At 47.0% G+C, this 18,644-nt stretch carries 21 protein-coding genes and 1 pseudogene; 4 read left to right on the top strand and 18 right to left on the bottom strand.

Annotation, left to right across the window (positions count from 1 at the left end; translation table 11 throughout):
- Window positions 1–444: 444 nt before the first annotated feature.
- The 3 genes and pseudogenes from B2Y11_RS00470 to B2Y11_RS08740 all read left to right on the top strand — a co-directional run.
- The gene (locus B2Y11_RS00470; protein ID WP_291054675.1) at window positions 445–1,425 is read left to right on the top strand and encodes a site-specific integrase; all 981 of its coding nucleotides are present in this window, start codon (window positions 445–447) and stop codon (window positions 1,423–1,425) included.
- Window positions 1,426–1,528: 103 nt separating this feature from the next.
- A complete protein-coding gene (locus B2Y11_RS00465; protein WP_291054672.1) occupies window positions 1,529–1,678 on the top strand; it encodes a hypothetical protein in 150 nt (49 codons plus the stop codon).
- Between the two features lie 90 nt (window positions 1,679–1,768).
- Window positions 1,769–2,032: pseudogene (locus tag B2Y11_RS08740) on the top strand (YbaK/EbsC family protein); the annotation flags it as partial.
- 63 nt (window positions 2,033–2,095) lie between these two features.
- On the opposite strand, the gene B2Y11_RS00460 reads toward B2Y11_RS08740, so the two are convergent.
- Window positions 2,096–2,359: a LysM peptidoglycan-binding domain-containing protein gene (locus B2Y11_RS00460; protein ID WP_291054669.1), complete on the bottom strand. Its 264-nt coding sequence runs from the start codon at window positions 2,357–2,359 to the stop codon at window positions 2,096–2,098.
- Between the two features lie 333 nt (window positions 2,360–2,692).
- On the opposite strand from B2Y11_RS00460, the gene lexA reads away from it, so the two are divergent.
- The gene (gene lexA, locus B2Y11_RS00455; RefSeq protein WP_291054666.1) at window positions 2,693–3,328 is read left to right on the top strand and encodes a transcriptional repressor LexA; all 636 of its coding nucleotides are present in this window, start codon (window positions 2,693–2,695) and stop codon (window positions 3,326–3,328) included.
- Window positions 3,329–3,420: 92 nt separating this feature from the next.
- Here lexA and B2Y11_RS00450 read toward each other — a convergent pair whose 3' ends face one another.
- From B2Y11_RS00450 to B2Y11_RS00370, 17 genes are all read right to left on the bottom strand, one after another.
- The gene (locus B2Y11_RS00450; RefSeq protein WP_291054663.1) at window positions 3,421–4,320 is read right to left on the bottom strand and encodes a CvfB family protein; all 900 of its coding nucleotides are present in this window, start codon (window positions 4,318–4,320) and stop codon (window positions 3,421–3,423) included.
- Window positions 4,295–4,651, bottom strand: coding sequence for a ribosome silencing factor (gene rsfS, locus B2Y11_RS00445; RefSeq protein ID WP_291054660.1), 357 nt, complete (start codon window positions 4,649–4,651; stop codon window positions 4,295–4,297). The genes B2Y11_RS00450 and rsfS overlap by 26 nt, the downstream gene beginning before the upstream one ends.
- A 27-nt stretch (window positions 4,652–4,678) precedes the next feature.
- Window positions 4,679–5,557 carry an LCP family protein gene (locus tag B2Y11_RS00440; RefSeq protein WP_291054657.1) on the bottom strand — a complete coding sequence of 293 codons (879 nt, stop codon included), beginning with the start codon at window positions 5,555–5,557 and terminating at the stop codon, window positions 4,679–4,681.
- A complete protein-coding gene (gene yqeK, locus B2Y11_RS00435) occupies window positions 5,544–6,131 on the bottom strand; it encodes a bis(5'-nucleosyl)-tetraphosphatase (symmetrical) YqeK (RefSeq protein WP_291054653.1) in 588 nt (195 codons plus the stop codon). Before yqeK ends, B2Y11_RS00440 begins: the two co-directional genes overlap by 14 nt.
- Window positions 6,121–6,741, bottom strand: coding sequence for a nicotinate-nucleotide adenylyltransferase (nadD, locus tag B2Y11_RS00430; RefSeq protein ID WP_291054650.1), 621 nt, complete (start codon window positions 6,739–6,741; stop codon window positions 6,121–6,123). Before nadD ends, yqeK begins: the two co-directional genes overlap by 11 nt.
- Window positions 6,726–6,881: a hypothetical protein gene (locus tag B2Y11_RS00425; protein ID WP_291054647.1), complete on the bottom strand. Its 156-nt coding sequence runs from the start codon at window positions 6,879–6,881 to the stop codon at window positions 6,726–6,728. The genes nadD and B2Y11_RS00425 overlap by 16 nt, the downstream gene beginning before the upstream one ends.
- 2 nt (window positions 6,882–6,883) lie before the next feature.
- Window positions 6,884–8,026: a glutamate 5-kinase gene (gene proB, locus B2Y11_RS00420; RefSeq protein ID WP_291054644.1), complete on the bottom strand. Its 1,143-nt coding sequence runs from the start codon at window positions 8,024–8,026 to the stop codon at window positions 6,884–6,886.
- Window positions 8,013–8,303, bottom strand: a complete 291-nt coding sequence (gene yhbY, locus B2Y11_RS00415; protein ID WP_291054641.1) for a ribosome assembly RNA-binding protein YhbY — start codon at window positions 8,301–8,303, stop codon at window positions 8,013–8,015. Before yhbY ends, proB begins: the two co-directional genes overlap by 14 nt.
- An 11-nt stretch (window positions 8,304–8,314) precedes the next feature.
- Window positions 8,315–9,613 (bottom strand): GTPase ObgE, encoded by a 1,299-nt coding sequence (obgE, locus tag B2Y11_RS00410; RefSeq protein WP_291054638.1) that lies wholly within the window; start codon window positions 9,611–9,613, stop codon window positions 8,315–8,317.
- Between the two features lie 186 nt (window positions 9,614–9,799).
- Window positions 9,800–10,963: a S41 family peptidase gene (locus tag B2Y11_RS00405; protein ID WP_291054635.1), complete on the bottom strand. Its 1,164-nt coding sequence runs from the start codon at window positions 10,961–10,963 to the stop codon at window positions 9,800–9,802.
- A gap of 20 nt (window positions 10,964–10,983) precedes the next feature.
- On the bottom strand, window positions 10,984–12,177 hold the full coding sequence (locus B2Y11_RS00400) for a murein hydrolase activator EnvC family protein (RefSeq protein WP_291054632.1): 1,194 nt from the start codon (window positions 12,175–12,177) through the stop codon (window positions 10,984–10,986).
- A gap of 6 nt (window positions 12,178–12,183) precedes the next feature.
- Entirely contained in the window at window positions 12,184–13,068 is an 885-nt protein-coding gene (gene ftsX / locus B2Y11_RS00395; protein WP_291054629.1) for a permease-like cell division protein FtsX, read from the bottom strand.
- Window positions 13,061–13,747, bottom strand: coding sequence for a cell division ATP-binding protein FtsE (gene ftsE, locus B2Y11_RS00390; RefSeq protein ID WP_291054626.1), 687 nt, complete (start codon window positions 13,745–13,747; stop codon window positions 13,061–13,063). Before ftsE ends, ftsX begins: the two co-directional genes overlap by 8 nt.
- A 7-nt stretch (window positions 13,748–13,754) precedes the next feature.
- Window positions 13,755–14,687 carry a transketolase family protein gene (locus B2Y11_RS00385; protein WP_291054624.1) on the bottom strand — a complete coding sequence of 311 codons (933 nt, stop codon included), beginning with the start codon at window positions 14,685–14,687 and terminating at the stop codon, window positions 13,755–13,757.
- The gene (locus B2Y11_RS00380; protein WP_291054621.1) at window positions 14,687–15,520 is read right to left on the bottom strand and encodes a transketolase; all 834 of its coding nucleotides are present in this window, start codon (window positions 15,518–15,520) and stop codon (window positions 14,687–14,689) included. Before B2Y11_RS00380 ends, B2Y11_RS00385 begins: the two co-directional genes overlap by 1 nt.
- Complete coding sequence (gene csaB, locus B2Y11_RS00375) at window positions 15,517–16,617, bottom strand: polysaccharide pyruvyl transferase CsaB (RefSeq protein WP_291054618.1); 1,101 nt, start codon at window positions 16,615–16,617, stop codon at window positions 15,517–15,519. The genes B2Y11_RS00380 and csaB overlap by 4 nt, the downstream gene beginning before the upstream one ends.
- The gene (locus B2Y11_RS00370) at window positions 16,604–18,637 is read right to left on the bottom strand and encodes a DUF5693 family protein (protein ID WP_291054615.1); all 2,034 of its coding nucleotides are present in this window, start codon (window positions 18,635–18,637) and stop codon (window positions 16,604–16,606) included. Before B2Y11_RS00370 ends, csaB begins: the two co-directional genes overlap by 14 nt.
- Between the last annotated feature and the right edge of the window lie 7 nt (window positions 18,638–18,644).

Below are 18,644 nucleotides of genomic sequence, written 5' to 3'. Positions count from 1 at the left end.
GAATTAATCAGTGCTTCCCTAGATTCCGGGCCATCTGGACCAGTTCGATGTCAAAAAATTAGTCAGCCGCCTGGAGTCCGACCTGCCCGTAAGCGTTGCAGAGATTTACTGGAATCCCCAGCATTATATGCCTGTCCATGGCTGCTTTACACCTTTTGCCACCCTTTTTGCCACCATTTTTTTATTGAAAAAGAGTTATAATGAGAATGACCGAATGGTCATCATCTGGGGATGTTAGATAAAGATGTCTGTAAGTATCTAATCTTGTGGCTCACATAGAAAATAACGTTTTTGAGAATATAAATAGGTTCCGATAATTTAATGTTATCGGAACCTATTTATCAAATGGCTGGTATAGTATAATAGACTATAGGTTTTTACAGTATCAAAAGGAAATCACAGATTGATGAATCAGTAGAGATTCTGTATACATGGGAGTGAAAAATGGATAATCACTTTTTTCTTCGAGATTTCAGCAGGAATGCACAGACTGAAGGACTTTCAGATAAGAGTATCAATTCTCTGGCTGTGACTAAAGCGGAACATACCATTGACGCTTATGAATCGGACTGGAATGATTTCTGTGACTGGTGCCGATATCATCACAAGAGTTCTTATCCTGCAGCACCTGAAACTATTGTCAATTATATCAATGATCTGGCTGATTATGCAAAGGCTGCCACCATTCGGAGAAGAATCAGCGCTATTTCGGAAAATTATAATGCATCCGGCGAGCCGGTGGAAAATCCGTGTAAAGCCTGGATAGTAAAGGAAGCGCTCATTGGTCTTACCCGTCTCAAGGGAACCCTGCAGAAGGGAAAGACTCCTATTTATTGGGAAGAGCTGGAAGAAATCATAGGCCGAATGGATTTGACAACGCTTCCCGGGCTGCGTGACAGAGCAGTCCTTCTGCTAGGATTCATGGGAGCTTTCCGGCGCAGTGAGCTTGCCGGGCTGAATGTAGAAGATATCAGGAAATATCCTCAGGGCATTGTGGTAACTATACAGCATTCCAAAACAGATCAGTTATCAGCAGGACAGCAGATAGGTATCCCCTATCTTTCCCATACATCCATGGACTGTATTCATGCGCTGCAGGAGTGGCTGACTTGTGCTCATATTACATCAGGTCCCCTTTTCAGAAGCTTTTTAAAGAATGGTCAGGTTTCTTCCCGTCGGCTCAGTGATAAAAGTATCAATCTCATTGTTAAAAAATATGTGGCATCCATAGGGCTCAATCCTGAGTTCTACGGAGCCCACAGCCTGCGCCATGGGTTTGCTACCTATGCGGCTCTCCATGGAGTTGAAGAAAGACTCATTATGAAGCAGACCCGCCATCGTTCTGTGGAAATGGTACGCCGCTATATTAATGAGGCCGATCTGTTTACTAATAACCCGATTGACAAGATGTTTAACCATACATAGTATGGTTAGAACAAAGATTCTTTTGACCAGGTTTCTTACCAAAAGAATTTTTGTTCCGTGACTTATTTGCAATCATTGTTAGAAAATTCACAGGAGTAAAAGCATGATGGTCGGGAAAGAGGAAATTCTGGCTCTTCTTGAGCAATATCATATTCCCTATGAAATCACAGAGCACAAGGCAGAATATACCATGGAGCAGTTATCCGAAGTACCTCTTCCCTATCCGGAGGATGATGCTAAAATCTTTTTGTGAGAGATGATAAGAAGAAACATTATTATCTTATTACTGTCCGCGGCAGAAGCCGGCTTGATTTGAAGTTAGTTATTCAGTAAAGAACAGGGCACCCGCCGCCTTTCTATGGCTTCTGCTGAAGATTTGCACAGGTTCCTGCATCTGCCCCCAGGTTCTGTCACCCCCTTCGGTCTCCTGGATGATGAAAGCCGCCAGGTTATTTTCTATCTGGATCAATCCTTTCTGGATGGTTCCTGCCGCATTGGTATACATCCCAATGATAACAGGGCTACGTTATGGATATCTGCCAAACATTTGGTATGTTTTCTTAAGAATCATCATATTTCTGTTCATCTATTCAATTCAGCAATATAGCAAAAAGCAAACGTCCATTCTTTTGACAAATTTATAGGTCATAAGAATGGACGTTTGCTTTTGCTAATCCAAATTAACAGGAATCTTGATTGTCATACCCGGCTCCAAGGCACCCGGATTTGAAATATGATTAAACTGTTCAATCCGGTATACCGCCTTTCGAATATCCTTTGTATTATCAATCCTTCGGGCTGCAATATCCCATAAGGTATCATTCTCATCTACTGTCACCACTTCATATTGCACAGAGTCGCCAGCAACGGAAGCATTCACTCCCCATCCGCAAAGGATCACCGAAGCGATAAATAGAAAAATTATTTTTTTCATGGCAGTTCCCTCCCCATTATGTGATATCCTATCAAACTTGTATTCTTGAGAACTGTATTTTGGAAAACCGTTATTCTCAGAACATCGTTTCTGAATACATGATAATACAAAACATAGTTTCGCACAATAGAACAGAGGATTAGACTTTTTTAATTATAAGGGACTATATGTTCTTAGTATAAAATGGCATGCGTAAATTTATTCTATGAACTTCTGTTTGATTTTATTCTCATTTTCCTGTATAATAAGTGCAGGTTATTGTAGCTTTGAATATATAGGAAAATATGATACATTTGCATATTCATCATTTTATCAATAGGAAGGAACTGAAAAATGGCAGCAAAGAGATTAGGCAAAAACAGAGAATTAACAAGCCGAGAAAAGAGCATTCTGGAGTTTATCCGTCAAAAGATTTACGAAGATGGTTTTCCCCCTACAGTTCGTGAAATCTGCACTGCTGTAAATCTTCGTTCCACTTCCACTGTACACGGCTATCTGTCCAGACTGGAAGAACTGGGAGTCATTAAAAGAGATCCTGCCAGCTCCAGGGCCATTGAGGTGGTTGGAGATATGTCCTGGCGCCACAAGAAGATGATCCCCATGCCTCTGGTAGGTGCAGTCCGTGCAGGTGAGCCGCTGGTGGCAGATGAACATCTGGAGTCGGTCTTCCCCCTGCCTGCTGAAATGGTAGGCAGTGACAACAGCTGCTTTATTCTGGTAGTTCGCGGCGACAGCATGATTAATGCAGGTATCCAGGAAGGGGATTACCTTATTGTATCGGAACAGGATCATGCTCAGGATGGAGATATTGTAGTGGCTCTGGTGGGAAATGATGATGCTACGGTGAAACGTTTCTATAAGGAAGATGACCATATCCGTCTGCAGCCTGAAAATAATGCCTATCAGCCTATTATCTCCAAGAATGTAACTATCCGTGGAAAAGTAATCGGCCTTTATCGCCATTTTTAACCCAGCATATTTTATGAAATCTAAAAAGCAGGAACCGAATGATTCCTGCTTTTTTAATTTCACAACATATGAATCTGTCACATCAGGATTTCTTAGAGAAGAGTAATTTTCCCTTCTTTCATGGAAATCTTTTTCAACTTGAGAAGATGGCCCACTGCCCTTTTGAAGGCGGATTTGCTGATGCCAAGGGATGCTTTAATAAGAGCAGGATCAGACTGGTCTGTGAAGGGAAGGGTTCCCTGGTGGCGGGTCATATACTCAATGAGCATCTGCATGTCCCCTTCCATGGATTTCTCTTTCTGTGGGCGGAGAGAAATGTTCAAATGCCCGTCTTTTCGGATATAGGCCACCCTTCCTTCCACTTCATCACCCATATGAATCGGTCTGTTCACTTCATCCCTGTGGAGGAATGCAATCCAGCGCTGGCGGGTAATAAGGAAAATTCCTTCTCTTGTTTTGTTGTAAACGGTACCGGATACCATATCCCCCACTTTGATTCCTGCAGCGGGGAGGGCAATTTTTCGGATATCTTCCTCCACTTTCATGGTTACTGCCAGCCGCCCGGTCTTATCTACATACATTTTAACCCAGACGGTCTGGCCTTCTTCTACCCTTTCTTCCATTTGGGAGAAGGGCAGGAAGATGCCTCTTTCTGTGCCCACATCGATAAATGCACCGAAACGGGTAGTCAGCATGACAGGAGCGTATCCGATGCCTCCTACCGGTATCTGTGGCAGCCGCATGCTGGCAGTCAGGCGGTGGTGCGGGTCGTGATAAAGAAATACCTGGACTCTTTCACCTTCCTTTACCGGCCTTGTCTGCTGGCCCCGGTGTAGAAGGATATCATCAGATGTGTTCCCTGTACCGGCATCAAGAAAAGCGCCCAGTTCGGTTACTCTGTTTACGGAAAGCTCTGCCAGGGAATTTTCCCGAAGGTGCATGGGCCCCAGACCGGATTCATCTTCTTTATTCATCTTCATCCCCGGTTTCATGATATTCCTCTACCGCTGCTTCTTTCCAAAGGGTGTCAAAATCATAGCGCCGTCTTTCTTCATCGGTGAAAATGTGAACAATAATATCGCCGAAATCCAGGAGAACCCAGTCGCCTTCCTGGTATCCCTCCCGGCGAAGGGGGCGAAGACCAATTTCTGCAGCCTTTTCTTCCACCTCATCGGCTGCTGCCTGGGCCTGTTTTTTGTTTCTGGTGGTAGCCAGAATAAAATCATCGGCAATACTGGTTAATCCACGAACATTTAATACACGGATGAGTACGCTTTTCTTAGATGATAATGCTTTACAGATGATTTCAATATTTTTTTCCATAAATTAACTCCTTTATAACATTTATAATCACTGATTGTCGGATCCAATAGTTTGAGCAAGGGTTTTCTGCACTTCCACCGGATTAACAACCCAGGTATCTACTTTATTAATTTTCTGTGTTTCACCGGGAAGAATGGAGAAGCGGAAATTTTCTTCCGGGTAGGAAGTCAATGTATAGGCCAGTGAAGCAGCTTCCCCATTGGTAATATTTGTTTCCTCCGCGGTCCAGTAATGGTGGAAAAAGAACCAGTTATACAAAGCCATATGATTCTTCATTGTATGAATCATGGTCTTCATCAGCCGTTCCTGACGCTGGATTCGGTCAATTTCCCCGTTTTTTGAATCCAGATACCGTACGTAGCCAAGAGCATTTTCTCCATCCAGGCTCTGGTATCCCTGTCGGATGCGAATATCCGTCTCCCCTTCCCTGTCCTGATGATCCATGGTCTTCTCCACATAAAGATCGGCGCCGCCCATTTGATTCAGGTACTCTTTGAAATTGGAATAATCAAACACCGCATATTTGTCGATTCGAAGATGAAGAAGATTTTCCACGGCGCTCTTCGTTTCCTCTGAGCCCCCTTCGGTAAAGGTCGTACGAATTAACTGATTTTTCTTTTCCTGGCGGGCCAATTTTGTATTGGGAGGGATGGAAATCAATGTCACTTCCCTGTCCTGCCTGTTCCAGGCAGTCAGCAGGATAGCATCAGCTTCGCTTCCCGATTCCCTGTCAGTACCGATGAGAAGGTAGTAGGAAATGGGGGTATTCTCGCCATCTATCTTTCCAAGGGCGTAAGAAACACCTTTGCAGATACCCATAATCAAAATCACAGCAGCTGCCAGAGACAAAATCAGGAAGAAGATTAATTTCTTAACTTTCAATTTACCACGTTTATTTGTTTTCATTCGTCTTCTCTTTCAGCTTCAGAATTAAATCATTCCGTCCCATAAAAGTTAAATCATAAATATAGGCTTTCTGGTCAAGCAGGTGGGAAATGGTAGAGTCATAGGCAGCCAGCAGGGCTTCATCCAAGTCAATTTCCGCTAGTTTTCGAAGCTTTTCTACGCCGGGGAAGTCCCGGGATGGTTCGATATAATCAGCCAGAAAAATGATCTTCTCAAGAAGCGTCATATCCGGATGACCGGTGGTGTGGAAATAAACAGCGCTTTGAACAGCACTGTCGGTAATACCATATTTTGTCTCTGCCAGGATGCTCCCTGCCGGTCCGTGAAGAAGAGCACGACTGGATAGCAGCTGCTCATCCGCTTTGATACCGGCTTCCTGTACAATATGCTGCATATCTACCAGCGGAAGCTCCTTTGCGCAGTCATGAACCCATCCGGCTTCATAAGCCTTGTTTGCATCAGCGCCGTATTTTTCTGCCAGATGTTTGGCCGTTTCTGCTACTCCCCTGCTGTGGCGAAAGCGTTTTGGGGAAAGAATAGCCTGCAAATCTTTTTGTATATCTTTAAGCTCCATAATTTGGTCCTTCATAGAGATGATGTGACTCAATAAAAGAAATGACACTGTCCGGTATAAAATAACGGACAGATTTATGATGTTCCAGAAGGTTTCTCAGTATGGTAGATGAAATATCCAGTTCCGGCGTAAGGAGGAAATGGATTTTCTCTTCTCCCAGTTTCCCGAAGTAGTCAACGGACTGACGAAGCTTTTCTTCATTTCCCGGCCGGCTGGCGCAGATGAAATGGCAACAGGAAAGCAGCTCCCGGTTGTACTTCCAGGTAGGAAGGTCTGCCAGAGCATCGGTACCGCAGATGAAATAAAATTCATAGGATGATCCAAGCTCTTCCTTCAGGATATGGATAGTGTCTACGGTATAGGATGGGCCGCTGCGGTCACGTTCAACCGGAGATATTGAAAAGCGGGGATTATCCTTTATCGCTTCCTTTACCATGTTGTACCGGTCAAATTTATCAATATGATGCATATCCTTATGGGGCGTGTCAGCGGAGGGAATAAAGATGACTTTTTCCAGTCCGAACTCCTGCCATGCAGCTTCTGCAATCACCAGATGACCGATATGGATGGGGTTGAAAGAACCGCCGAACAAGCCTATCCGTTTAACCATATGTATAACACCGCTTCCGAAATCATGATGCATACCAGAAGGAATCCAAGGAGCTCCAGTATATGGGACAGCTCAAAACGTCCTTTGGGATGCTTCGTGTAATAATAAACAAGCCATCTGGCTTTTTCAGAAAATTTCATGGTTACTTCATCACCAGAAGATTGTCCCTGTGAATCACCGTATCATAGGGAGGTTCCATGCCCAGCCCTTCCTTCAGCTGCTCTGTGTGAAGCCCCTTTATCAGCCCAATGTCTTCGCTGCTGTAATGGGTGATTCCCCGGGCAACTTCGTCGTTTTGACAGTAGACAGCCACCGTATCTCCTTCAGAGAAACGGCCTTCCGTACCGATAATTCCGACAGGGAGCAGGCTGGAGCCTTTCGTTAAAAGAGCCCGGCGGCATCCTTCATCCACAAGAATCTTTCCTTTGACTGCAGTCCCGATGATAATATCTCTTTTCTTCAGCTGGGGATGTACATTTTCCCCTTTGAAAAAGGTTCCGATATTCTCGCCGTCCATAATCCGCTCAAGCACTTCCGGTATGGTACTTTTGGCAATGACCATATCTATGCCGGAATGGACACAGATTTCCGCAGCCTGTATTTTAGTATACATGCCGCCAGTTCCCTGGGACGTACCGGCACCGCCGGCCATGCGGAAAATATCACGGGTGAAAACGGGCACTTCGTGAATAAGGCAGGCGTTTTTATTCTTTCTAGGATCTGAATCATAAAGTCCGTCGATATCCGACAGGATGATGAGCAGATCCGCTTCCGCTATACTGGCCACAATGGCAGAAAGGGTATCATTGTCCCCAATCTTGATTTCATCGGCAGTCACAGCATCATTTTCATTGATGATAGGAACTGCTCCCAGTTCCAGAAGGGACAGGAGGGTGCCATGCATATGAAGATAACGTTTGGAATTCACCGCATCCCCTTTAGTAAAGAGGAGCTGCCCTACTACATGACCGTATTCACGGAATAAATGCTCATAGATATTCATTAATATCCCCTGGCCTACAGCAGCGGACGCCTGCTTATAGGGAAGATAGGCCGGTTTTTCCTTAAAGCCCAGTTCAGGAAAGCCTATGCCGATGGCACCGGATGTGACAAGAATAACCTGCAGTCCCCTGTTCTTTAAATCAGAAATCTGCCTTGCCAGATGGTCAAGGAACCGAAGATTGATTTTGCCGTTATCATAGGTCAGAGAACTGGTCCCCACCTTGACCACGATACGCTTCATCCGGGGAATCGCCTTACGGCACAGGGTATCAGGGGAGCTCATAGTGGGACTTCTTTTCCTTCTGTTTGAAAAGGATGCAGTTCCGTCCGATAATCTGCACGATTTCACAATCCAGTTTCTCTGCAAGAATTCCTGCGGTATCACGGATATCTTCATCAGAATTCTGGTTAATCTTCACTTTAACAAGTTCACGGGCCAGAAGTACATCCTCCACGCTTTGAATCACAGCAGAGGTCATTCCTTCCTTTCCAATCTGTACATAGGCGGGAAGATTCACCGCTTCACTTTTTAAATACTGCTTCTGCTTACCTGTCAGCATACATATCTCCCTTACTTATCTTCATCTTCCGAAGCATCTCTGCTGTCGGCATAGGTAAATTCAACACCATACAGATTCACGGTGTCCCCTTCTTGAATTCCTTCCTTTTTGAGAAGCTTGTCAAGGCCCATAAAACGCCAGGCCTTTTCAAAACGGCGCATGGACACATAGTCTTCAAAATTGGTCATGCCTACCAGTTTCTCCACCCGTTTTCCCTTTACATAAAAAACGTCATCCTTCTTTTCAATCAGGAATTCGTCCTTAGGCACTTCATAGACAATGGCCTTTTCCGGATTTTCAAAAGTTACATCCGGTACTTCCTGCAGGATCTTCCAGGCTGCTTCCAGAAGAGGCTTCAGCCCTTCTCCTGTAAGAGTACAGATGGGGAAAAAGAGATAGCCTTCCCCTTCGATTTCCTTCCGAAGGGCTTCCAGTTTGGAAGGATCATCAATCAGATCGGTCTTATTGGCTGCAACAATCTGTTTCTTTTTAACAAGTTCCGGACTGTAAAGTTCCAGTTCATTATTAATAATGTGGAAATCATTGATAGGATCCCGGCCTTCACTGCCTGCTGCATCCAGCACGTGAATCAGGACTTTGGTCCGTTCCACATGACGCAGGAATTCGTCTCCCAGACCCGTGCCCTGGCTGGCACCTTCGATAAGTCCGGGAATATCGGCCATAACAAAGCTGCGTTCTGCATCCAGGCTCACAACGCCAAGTACCGGGGTCAATGTGGTGAAATGGTAAGCCGCCACTTCCGGTCTGGCACCGGACACTTTACGAAGGAGACTGGACTTGCCTACAGACGGAAAGCCAAGAAGTCCCACATCCGCCAGAATCTTCAGCTCAAGGCGGATAATTTTTTCTTCTCCCGGTTCCCCCTTCTCCGCATAGGTAGGAGCGCGGACAGCGGACGTGGCGAAGTGGGAATTGCCTCTGCCCCCATGGCCGCCTTTCACCACCGTAACCTGCTGCCCATCCTGGGTCATATCTGCCAAAAGCTCTCCGGTGCGGTCATCATACACCATAGTGCCCAGCGGCACGTCTACAAGAACATCTTCCCCGTTCTTGCCGAACATTTCCTTTGCCCCGCCATTGGCACCGGCTTTGGCCGCAAACTTCCGGTGACGCCGGAAATTAATCAGTGTATTCAGACTGCCGTCAGCCCGGATAATCACAGAACCGCCTTTACCGCCGTCCCCGCCGCTGGGGCCGCCCCGGGGAACATATTTTTCCCGGCGGAAGGAAACCATACCGTCTCCGCCGGCACCGGAAACAACGATGATTTTTGCTCTATCAATAAACATATGTATACCTCACTCAAAAATGACACAATATTACATTGTTATTATAACATGCCGGGCCTATGAAAGGAAAAAAGTTTGGGAATAAAGGGATGTTGAAATAATCATGGCCATCAAAAAAGAGCAGACATTCCACTACCCCAAAACCGCAGTCCAAGGGGCTGCGGTTTTTATCATAACATCATGATTTTATTTTTCCTGTGCCGCTTCCATTTCCATGAGTACATCAATAGCATTTTGGAGAACATTGTCGGAAGTCAGGCTGAAAAGCCGTCCTGTCTGTTTCACCGGAATGTCGGGGATAATTCCTTTCTTGTCAATAACCCGCCCGGCAGCGGTTCTGTATTCAGCAATAGATATCTTAAGCGCTTCATGACTGCCGTCAGGATATACTGCCTGCACAGTCCCCTTGCCAAAGCTGGTTTCTCCCATAATGGTGCCTTCTTTTTTATCCTGCACGGCACCGGCCAGAATTTCCGAAGCGCTGGCGCTGTTCTTATCTATGAGGATAACCATGGGCATAGGCTTTTCTATTCCCTTAATGGTAAAGTTTTCACTGCCGTGATGTCTGGTGTGATAGCTCACTACCGTACCACCGGTCAGAATCTGATCAGCCACTGCCACTACAGAATCAATCATGCCGCCGGGGTTCATGCGGAGGTCAATGATCAGTTTTTCACAGCCCTGGTCTTTCAAGGCTGCCAGCTGCTTTTTGAACTCATCAGGCGTGTGTTTGCTGAAACTGAAAATATGGATATAGCCAATGTTTTCTTTGACCATTCTTCCCAGAACCGTAGGAAGGCTCACGTTGGAACGGGTCACCTGGATGGTAATAGGTTCCCCGTTTCGGGAAAGGGCCAGAGTCACCTCTGTGCCGTTTTCACCGCGCACAGCCCGGGCTGTGCCGGTAAGTCCCAGCTCATCCACCCCTTTGCCGTCAACGGAAAGAATACTGTCTCCACTCTGAATGCCTGCCTTTTCTGCAGCACTGTCCGGAAAGACATTGAAAATCCGGATGTCTCCGTCAACGTCAGCCCCCATAACCACACCGATTCCGCCATATTCCCCATTAGTAGTTTCCATGAAGGAATTATAGGAATCACCGGAAAGGAGGGTGGAATATGGGTCATCAAGACCGGAGAGCATGCCCCTGGAAGCTCCCTGCCATAAAGCATCTTCATCTATGGGCCGGAAGTAATTTTCTTTCACCATACGGTATGTATAGAGAAAATGAAGAAAGCTGTCAGGATGGCCTCCTGTCAGCCAGTATGCACCGCCGCAGATAACGGCTCCTGTGCAGAGAACTACGCCGCCAATAAAGGAAAAGCCCCATTTCCAATGGGACTTTTCCAAAAATTTCCACTTGTTATGCATCAGAGATACCCCATGGGATTCACAGGAGACCCATTCACATCCACTTCAAAGTGACAGTGAGGACCTGTGGAATTGCCGGTAGAGCCGGCATAGGCGATAACAGAGCCTTTGGATACGGACTGGCCTTCGGATACAGCCAAAGACTGGTTGTGTCCATACAATGTGGAGACACCGCCGCCATGATCGATAATGACAGCATTTCCGTAACCGGAAATCCATCCGGAATACACCACCACGCCGCTGTCTGCTGCATGAATAGGCGTACCATAGTCTACGCCGATATCAATGCCTGCATGGAAAATGGTGGTTCCGAAAATAGGATGAGTTCGATAGCCGAAGGGCGATGTGATGGGGCCGCTGCAGGGCCAGCTCATAGCGCCGGTTCCCTGTACGTAGTTATCATCACTGCCACCACCGCCGCCGTCATCGCTTTCAGCTGCCTGCTGAGCCGCCTGTCTGGCAGCTTCCGCCGCAGCCAGACGCTGCTGAATCAGGTTTCTTACAGAAGCCAGCTGGGCATTCAAATCCTGTTCCATCTGGGCTGCAGCTGCCTTATTGCTCTTTGCGGCATCAAGCACCTTCTGCTGTTCTGCCTTCTTGGCTGCAATTTCTTTCTGCGTTTTTTCCGCTTCCGCCGCCAGGGCATCCAGCTGACGTTTGTCTTCTTCCAGCTGAGCCTTTTTGGCTTCAATAGCTGCTTTCTGTTTCTGTATTTCAAGAATCAGATTGTAATCGGAACGGATGATTCGTTTCAGGAGTTCCACCCGGTTAGCAAAATCACTGAAGCTGTTGGCACCGAGGATGACTTCCAGATAGTTCAGCTGGCCATGCATATAAATAGCACGGACTCGGCGGTTCAATACATTCTGCCTGGTTTTCAGGTAGGCTTCCATCTTAACGATTTCATTCTGGGTCTGTGCAATCTGTGCATTGATTTCTGCCTGTTTATTTCGTATCCCCTGGAGACGTGCATTGGCTGCATCCAGATCAGCCTGTATCTGCTTCAGTTTTGCGCTCACATCTTCAATGACCTGCTGCCAGTTTTCCTGTTCCAAACGGGACGAATCGATCTGTCCCTGCAGGTCCTGCACCTGGTCGTCCAGGTCATCGGCATAGGAAGGCATGGAAAGTGCCTGTCCGCCCAGCAGAAGAGAAATGGTCAGCAGGGAGGCCATATATGTTGATCTTTTCATAGGCCTTTACACCTTCATATACTTACGAAGAGAGATCGTACTGCCAAGGATACCGATAATGACACCGGCGGCCAGCAGCATAACCGTAATATAGCCGATAAAGGGCCAGAGCGAAATCATGGGAATAAATACAAGACCGGCCTTTGTCATTTCCATGAGCACCATCTTGTACCCTTCCCAAAGGATAAAGGAAGCAAGACCGGATCCCAGAAAACCGATAATCATACCTTCGAAAATGAAGGGCCAGCGGATGAAACCGTTAGTTGCACCTACGTACTTCATAATTTGAATTTCGCGGCGTCTGGCAAATACGGTAAGACGAATGGTATTGGAAATAATAAAGAGTTCGGCACCTGCCAGGAATACGATGAGGATCATGCCGCCGATGCGGATAACCTGGGCCACCTTGTAGAGTTGTTCAATAATATCCTGGCCATACTGCACGGAGTCTACTTCCTGATACTTGGATACAATGTTCACAGCATTTTTCAGTGAAGCCGGTGTAGCAAAGGAGGTGGAGTAGGAAGAGGGTAGCGGATTACCGTTGATGGCATCCAGAATCCCCTGCTGGTCACCCAGCCGGTTTTTGAATTCAGCCATGGCCTGGTCTTTATTGGTAAATTTAATTTCCTTCAAATCAGGCAGGGCTTTCAGCTTCTTCCCCACGGTCATCACCTGATCCGTCGTAAGGCCGTCTTTCAGGTACACTGTCATTTCGACCTGGTTTTCCAGATACGTGGCCATGTGATTGATATTCAGCACGGCGCAGAGGAAAACGCCGAGGATAAACATGGACAGGGTAACCGTAAGAACGGAAGCCACTGCCATAAATTTATTTCTGAAGAGGGAATAGAATGTCTCTTTCCAGAAGTAGCCAAGAGAACTAAACATGTAAATGATATCCCCCTTTTTCCTGGTCTGCAATTATGCGTCCGTCTTCAATATTGATGACCCGCTTATGCATGGCATTGACCAGGTCCTTGTTATGGGTCACCATGATGATGGTGGTACCCATATGATTGATTTCATTAAAAAGCTTCATAATTTCTTCGGAAGTAACGGGATCAAGATTTCCTGTAGGTTCGTCGGCAATAAGGAGGATGGGCTGATTCACCAGCGCCCTGGCAATGGCCACACGCTGCTGCTCCCCACCGGAAAGTTTGGATGGCAGCTCCTTTGCCTTATTTCTAAGGCCTACCAGATCCAGCACCCGATTAACCTTTTCTTTGATTTCACGGCTTTTAACACCGGTTACGCGAAGAACGAAGGCGATATTATCAAACACCGTTTTTTCGGAAAGAAGACGGAAATCCTGGAATACAATTCCCAGAGAACGCCGATAGTAAGGAACCCTGCTCCTTTTCAGCTTCGTAATATTGATCCCGTTTACAACCACTGTGCCGGACTCCGGAATCAATTCGTGGGTCAGCACTTTGACAAAGGTAGACTTTCCGGCACCGCTGGGGCCTACCACAAACACAAACTCCCCCTTATCGATATGAATGCTCATATCTTTCAGAGCAGTATGTTTAGCATCATATTGTAATGATACATGATCAAATGTAATCATCCAATCCTCACTTTCTGCTGATCAGATGCAGGGCAGAGGAAATAAGATGCTCTGCAGTGAGTCCATACACTTCAAGTAATTCATCGGCCTTGCCGGACTGACCGAAGGTATCTTCCGTACCTACCATATCCATAAGGCAGGGCTTCTTCAGGGCGAGAACTTCTGCTACGGCACCGCCAAGGCCACCTTTTACCGTATGTTCTTCTGCAGTAATAATGGCACCGGTTTCTTCAGCTGCCTTTACAATGGCTTCTTCATCGATAGGCTTAATGGAGCTCATGTTGATAACTCTGGCAGAAATTCCCTGCTTTTCAAGACTTTCTGCAGCTTTCAGTGCCTTGGCAGTCATAATGCCGCAGGCAATGAAAGTCACATCGCTGCCTTCTTTCAAGGTCGTACTCTTTCCGGGAACAAAAGGCTTGTCTTCCGGTATAATATCATCGCATTTCGCGCGGCCCATACGAATATACACCGGTCCCTTATAGGAAGCCGCCCATTTTACGGCTGCCTTTGTTTCAGCTGCATCTGCCGGTACAATAACCGTCATGTTGGGAAGAGCGCGCATGAGGGTAATGTCTTCCAGCATCTGGTGGGTAGCGCCGTCTTCGCCTACCGTAAGTCCGGCATGGGTAACCGCCACTTTCACATTCAGCTTCGGATAGCAGATGGAATTGCGAATCTGTTCATAGGCCCTGCCGGCACCGAATACAGCAAAGGTGGAGGCAAAAGGAATTTTACCGGCAGCTGCCAAACCGGCAGCAACCCCCATCATATTGGCTTCGGCAATACCGGTATCGAAGAAACGGTCCGGATAGGCTTTCGCAAAGACCTGGGTTTTGGTAGAAGCAGATAGATCTGCATCCAACACCACAATATCAGGATTCACAGCTCCCAGTTCCTTCAGAGCTTCGCCGTATGCATCACGAGTTGCCTTACCCATTATTCTGCCTCCACCTGTTTAATAAATCTTTCACATTCTTCTTCTGTCGGTGCTTTGCCATGCCAGCCTACCTGGTTTTCAATTTCAGGAACCCCTTTGCCCTTGACTGTCTTCATCACAATCATGGTAGGCTGATCTTTCACAGTCTTTGCTTCTTCAATGGCATCATGCAGTTTTTCCATGTCATGGCCGTCCGTTTCGATTACATGCCAGCCAAAAGCCCTGAATTTGTCGCCAATGGGAAGAGAGGACATAACTTCAGTAATGGGGCCGTCAATCTGAAGGCCGTTGTTATCCACAAAGGCAGTAAGATGGTCCAGCTTGTAATGGGCTGCATACATGGCTGCTTCCCATACCTGCCCTTCTTCCAGTTCGCCGTCGCCAAGGACTGCATAAACACGCCAGGAAGCATTGTCCATTTTGCTGGCAAGTGCCATGCCGCAGGCTGCACTGATACCCTGGCCCAGAGAACCGGTGGTCATATCCACGCCGGGAGTATGCTTCATGTCAGGATGCCCCTGCAGCATATGACCGGCCTGGCGGAGATGAGAAAGTTCTTCCATTGGGAAATATCCCTTTTCTGCCAGACATGCATACATGGCAGGAGCTGCATGCCCCTTGGAAAGGACAAGACGGTCACGGTCAGCCTTATGGGGAGCCTTCGGGTCCACATTCATTTCTTTGAAATAAAGAAGGGTGAGAAGGTCCGCAATAGATAAGGAACCTCCCGTATGGCCAGAATTTGCCTTTGTAATCATTTTCAAAATATCGATACGGATCTGTTTCGCCTTAGCCTTGAGAAAAGCAGATTCTTCTGCAGAAAGATGACTCATGGGTTTTCCTCCTTATGAGTAACAAGACTTTTTAAAATCTGGACATTGAGAGAAGCTCTCTCCCGGAGAGCGTCCACCTTTTCCCAGTCTTCCGGTGCAAGTCCGGAAAAAAGGATTCTACAAGTATCATTATACAACTTCTCACCATCCATGTGCTGAACAGATGTGGACGGCTTCTGTCCGATAAGGGCCAGAAAATTATCTATCTTGGGATCGTAGGAAATACCAAGGAAAGGCACATGCATGAGCGCCGAGAAAATCAGGGCATGAAGGCGCATTCCCAAAAGGACATCCATATTCCCTATAATAGACATGAGCTCTTCTATGGAATAATCATCATCAAGGAAATAGACCCGGTCATCCTCCAGGTTCATGGATTCCGCTGCTTTTTCATCTTCCGGATACTGCATGGGAATGCATACGATCACCGCATCCTCCTTAGCCGCCAGACGGGAAATGGCACTTTTCAGCTTATCCATCCATTCTTTGGAATGATGCCAGTACCTGATGGCAATGCCGATTTTCTTTTTCCCCTCGGGAATCCCTTTCTCCCTTAAAATTCTTCTTCCTATGGAAAGATCAGCGGGAGCCAGGGACAGCACTGCATCGGCGGTGGTATAGATTTTGCGGCGGACCCCAAGACGCTGAAGGAAGCCCTTTGATTCCTTATCCCTTACCGTTATGGCATCCACATGGTTAAGCACATGCTTCAGGATAATGCGGATTACCCGATACCGGACAGGGCCGATTCCCTGGGAGTAAAGAAAGACCTGCTTACGAAATAAGACGCCCAGAGTAATGATGGAAAGGTAGTAAATCATACTTTTCCAACTGGTCACATCCTGCAGAAGGCTGCCGCCGCCGCTGATAATGAGATCAGAAGAAAAGACAGCCCGAAGGATTCCTCCAATGCTGAAACGGGGCACCGTATGGACACCATAGGTTGCAGCCGTAGTTTGAGGACTCCCGGAAATGACGGTAATGTCAGGAGAATGAAAGGTCCGGTTCAAAGCCTGCAGAATAGCGGAAAGCATAGCTTCATCGCCGGCATTGTTAAATCCATAGTAGCCGGAAATGACGATTTTATAATTTGCCATATCTTTCTCCAAAAAACTTGGTGAGCCGTACCAGAATCATAACCCCAATCAATGCGGCAATCATGGAAAGGCTTCCAGCTGCGAGACCGTCCAGCCCGCGGATAAAACTCAGGATATAGGGACTTCTCATATGGGCGAAGGTTTCCACCATGGATCCCTGTCCGATGGTCACTGCCACGATGAGGAAATAATGAAGAATCTGCGGCCATTTCCTATACAAAGCAGCCATGGTAAGAAGAACTGCCGGATGACCGAAGAGGAATTCCTTTTCCCGCGGACGGGCATACATCACATTTTCAAGGAAACGGCGAAGTGCAATTTCAAATCCCGGAACCGGAGCTCCGTTATTTCCGCTCCTGCCGATAAACACATAGCCCACCACTGCCAGAAGGCCAAGACCCACAAGAAGGCCCAGCCGGATCTGCACACTGCAGAATTTCTTCACAAAGCGGATAAAATCCTTATCAGAGGACACCACCTGCCCGAAGAAGGGGAAATTCCTGATGTACACAATAGAAATGAGAACCAGAGGAAGGACGAAGGTGAGTTTGACCCCGCGGAAAATCTGCATTTCCAGAAGGAAGCGGATATCTCCCAGAAGGCCGCTGACAAAAGCGGCGCCGGCCAGGGAAAGAAGACCGCATACCCAGAGAATGACAAGGGACTCCAGCAGCAGTTTCCCCCATCCCACGTTTTCGAAAGCCCTGTCCTTTTTCCTTAAGCAGTAGGCAAGGAAGAGACTCACCACTACCACCGGCGTACATACAGCCGCTCCCAGTGCCAGAAGCTGCAGTACCATCACCGAATGGAGTCCCCAGAAAAGGCCCTCAGTCACAGCAAGGCCAAGGATTTCAAGGACCCATACATATTTTACAAGAACAGGGAAAAGAAGAATGGCAGCCAGTACCACAAGGGAAAGGGCGCCGGCAATGGCAATACCCCGAAGTGCATTAGGCGGGAAATAGGGTTCCATCACCGATGCCTTCCCTACAGTAAAGCCATGGTTTTCCAGACGGGAAGAGACTTCAGCAATGTAGGAAGCATTGGTTTCGGAAAGAGACATACCGTTCAGCGGGAACTTGAAGGACGGGAAAAGATTCATACGGATATTCCGTTCAATATCGGAAATATAGAAACGGGATGCCGCTTCCTTCGGTTCCAGCTTAATGAGCTCATCCTTGGACATGGCATAAAGGCGAACCACATTGTAATCCGAAAATACTGCCATTTCCAGATTTCCTGCCTGTCTTTCAAAGCCCAGCTGATTCTGTGCTTCAATGAGGGCAATGGGAATATGGCGTTTATTCAGCTCATCAGAAAGGTATTTTACATACTCCTTATAGCCCAGCACTTCCTTGCCCTGGAAGATAATGGCGCTCACCCTGTCGGAAGCATCCAGCTTCTTCAGGAAAAGATCCACATAGGCCTTAGAAACATGAGCTTCATTTCCCGGACGGAGAACCACGTAGAAGCCGCGGGATGCCGCATCTTTTACGGTTTCCGCATAAATGCCCAGTTCCATCTGCATGAACTTGTTGTAAACCGCATCCACTTCCAGCGTGTCCACACCATTCACTTCAAAGGAACGGACATCATCCTTTTTCATAAGAAGGGACAGGTATTCCCTGGTTTCCCTGAAATAGGCTTCCCCCTTCTTCGTCAGAACAGGCTGGATGTAAATTTTGGAATCGGAAATGCCGGAAACACCGGAATTTCTAAAGGCAAATTCACTGCCCCTGTAAACGCGAAGGAAATCATGATTCACCAGTTTTTCCGGTGTTTCGTCATACACAGCCAGCGATGTGACGCCGCTTTTTCTGTACAGCGAAAACAGCTCATCTGCTGATTTTTTTTCAACTGATGCGCTGTCAATAATGTTGTAATAATCATATACATTTTCAACAGATGTAGCAGCCGATTCTATATGGGTCCGCTGCAGGGAAATCATCCCTGCAGCGATCACTCCGATGAAAATCAGGACTGCCAGCACCTTGCAGGCGCTGCTTTGTATGCCCCTCATTCTATCC

The organism is Dialister sp. UBA1703 (assembly GCA_002320515.1).
Taxonomy (GTDB): Bacteria; Bacillota; Negativicutes; order Veillonellales; family Dialisteraceae; genus Dialister.
The sequence above is the reverse complement of the archived record's forward strand: the minus strand, read 5'-3'. Positions and strand labels throughout refer to the sequence as shown.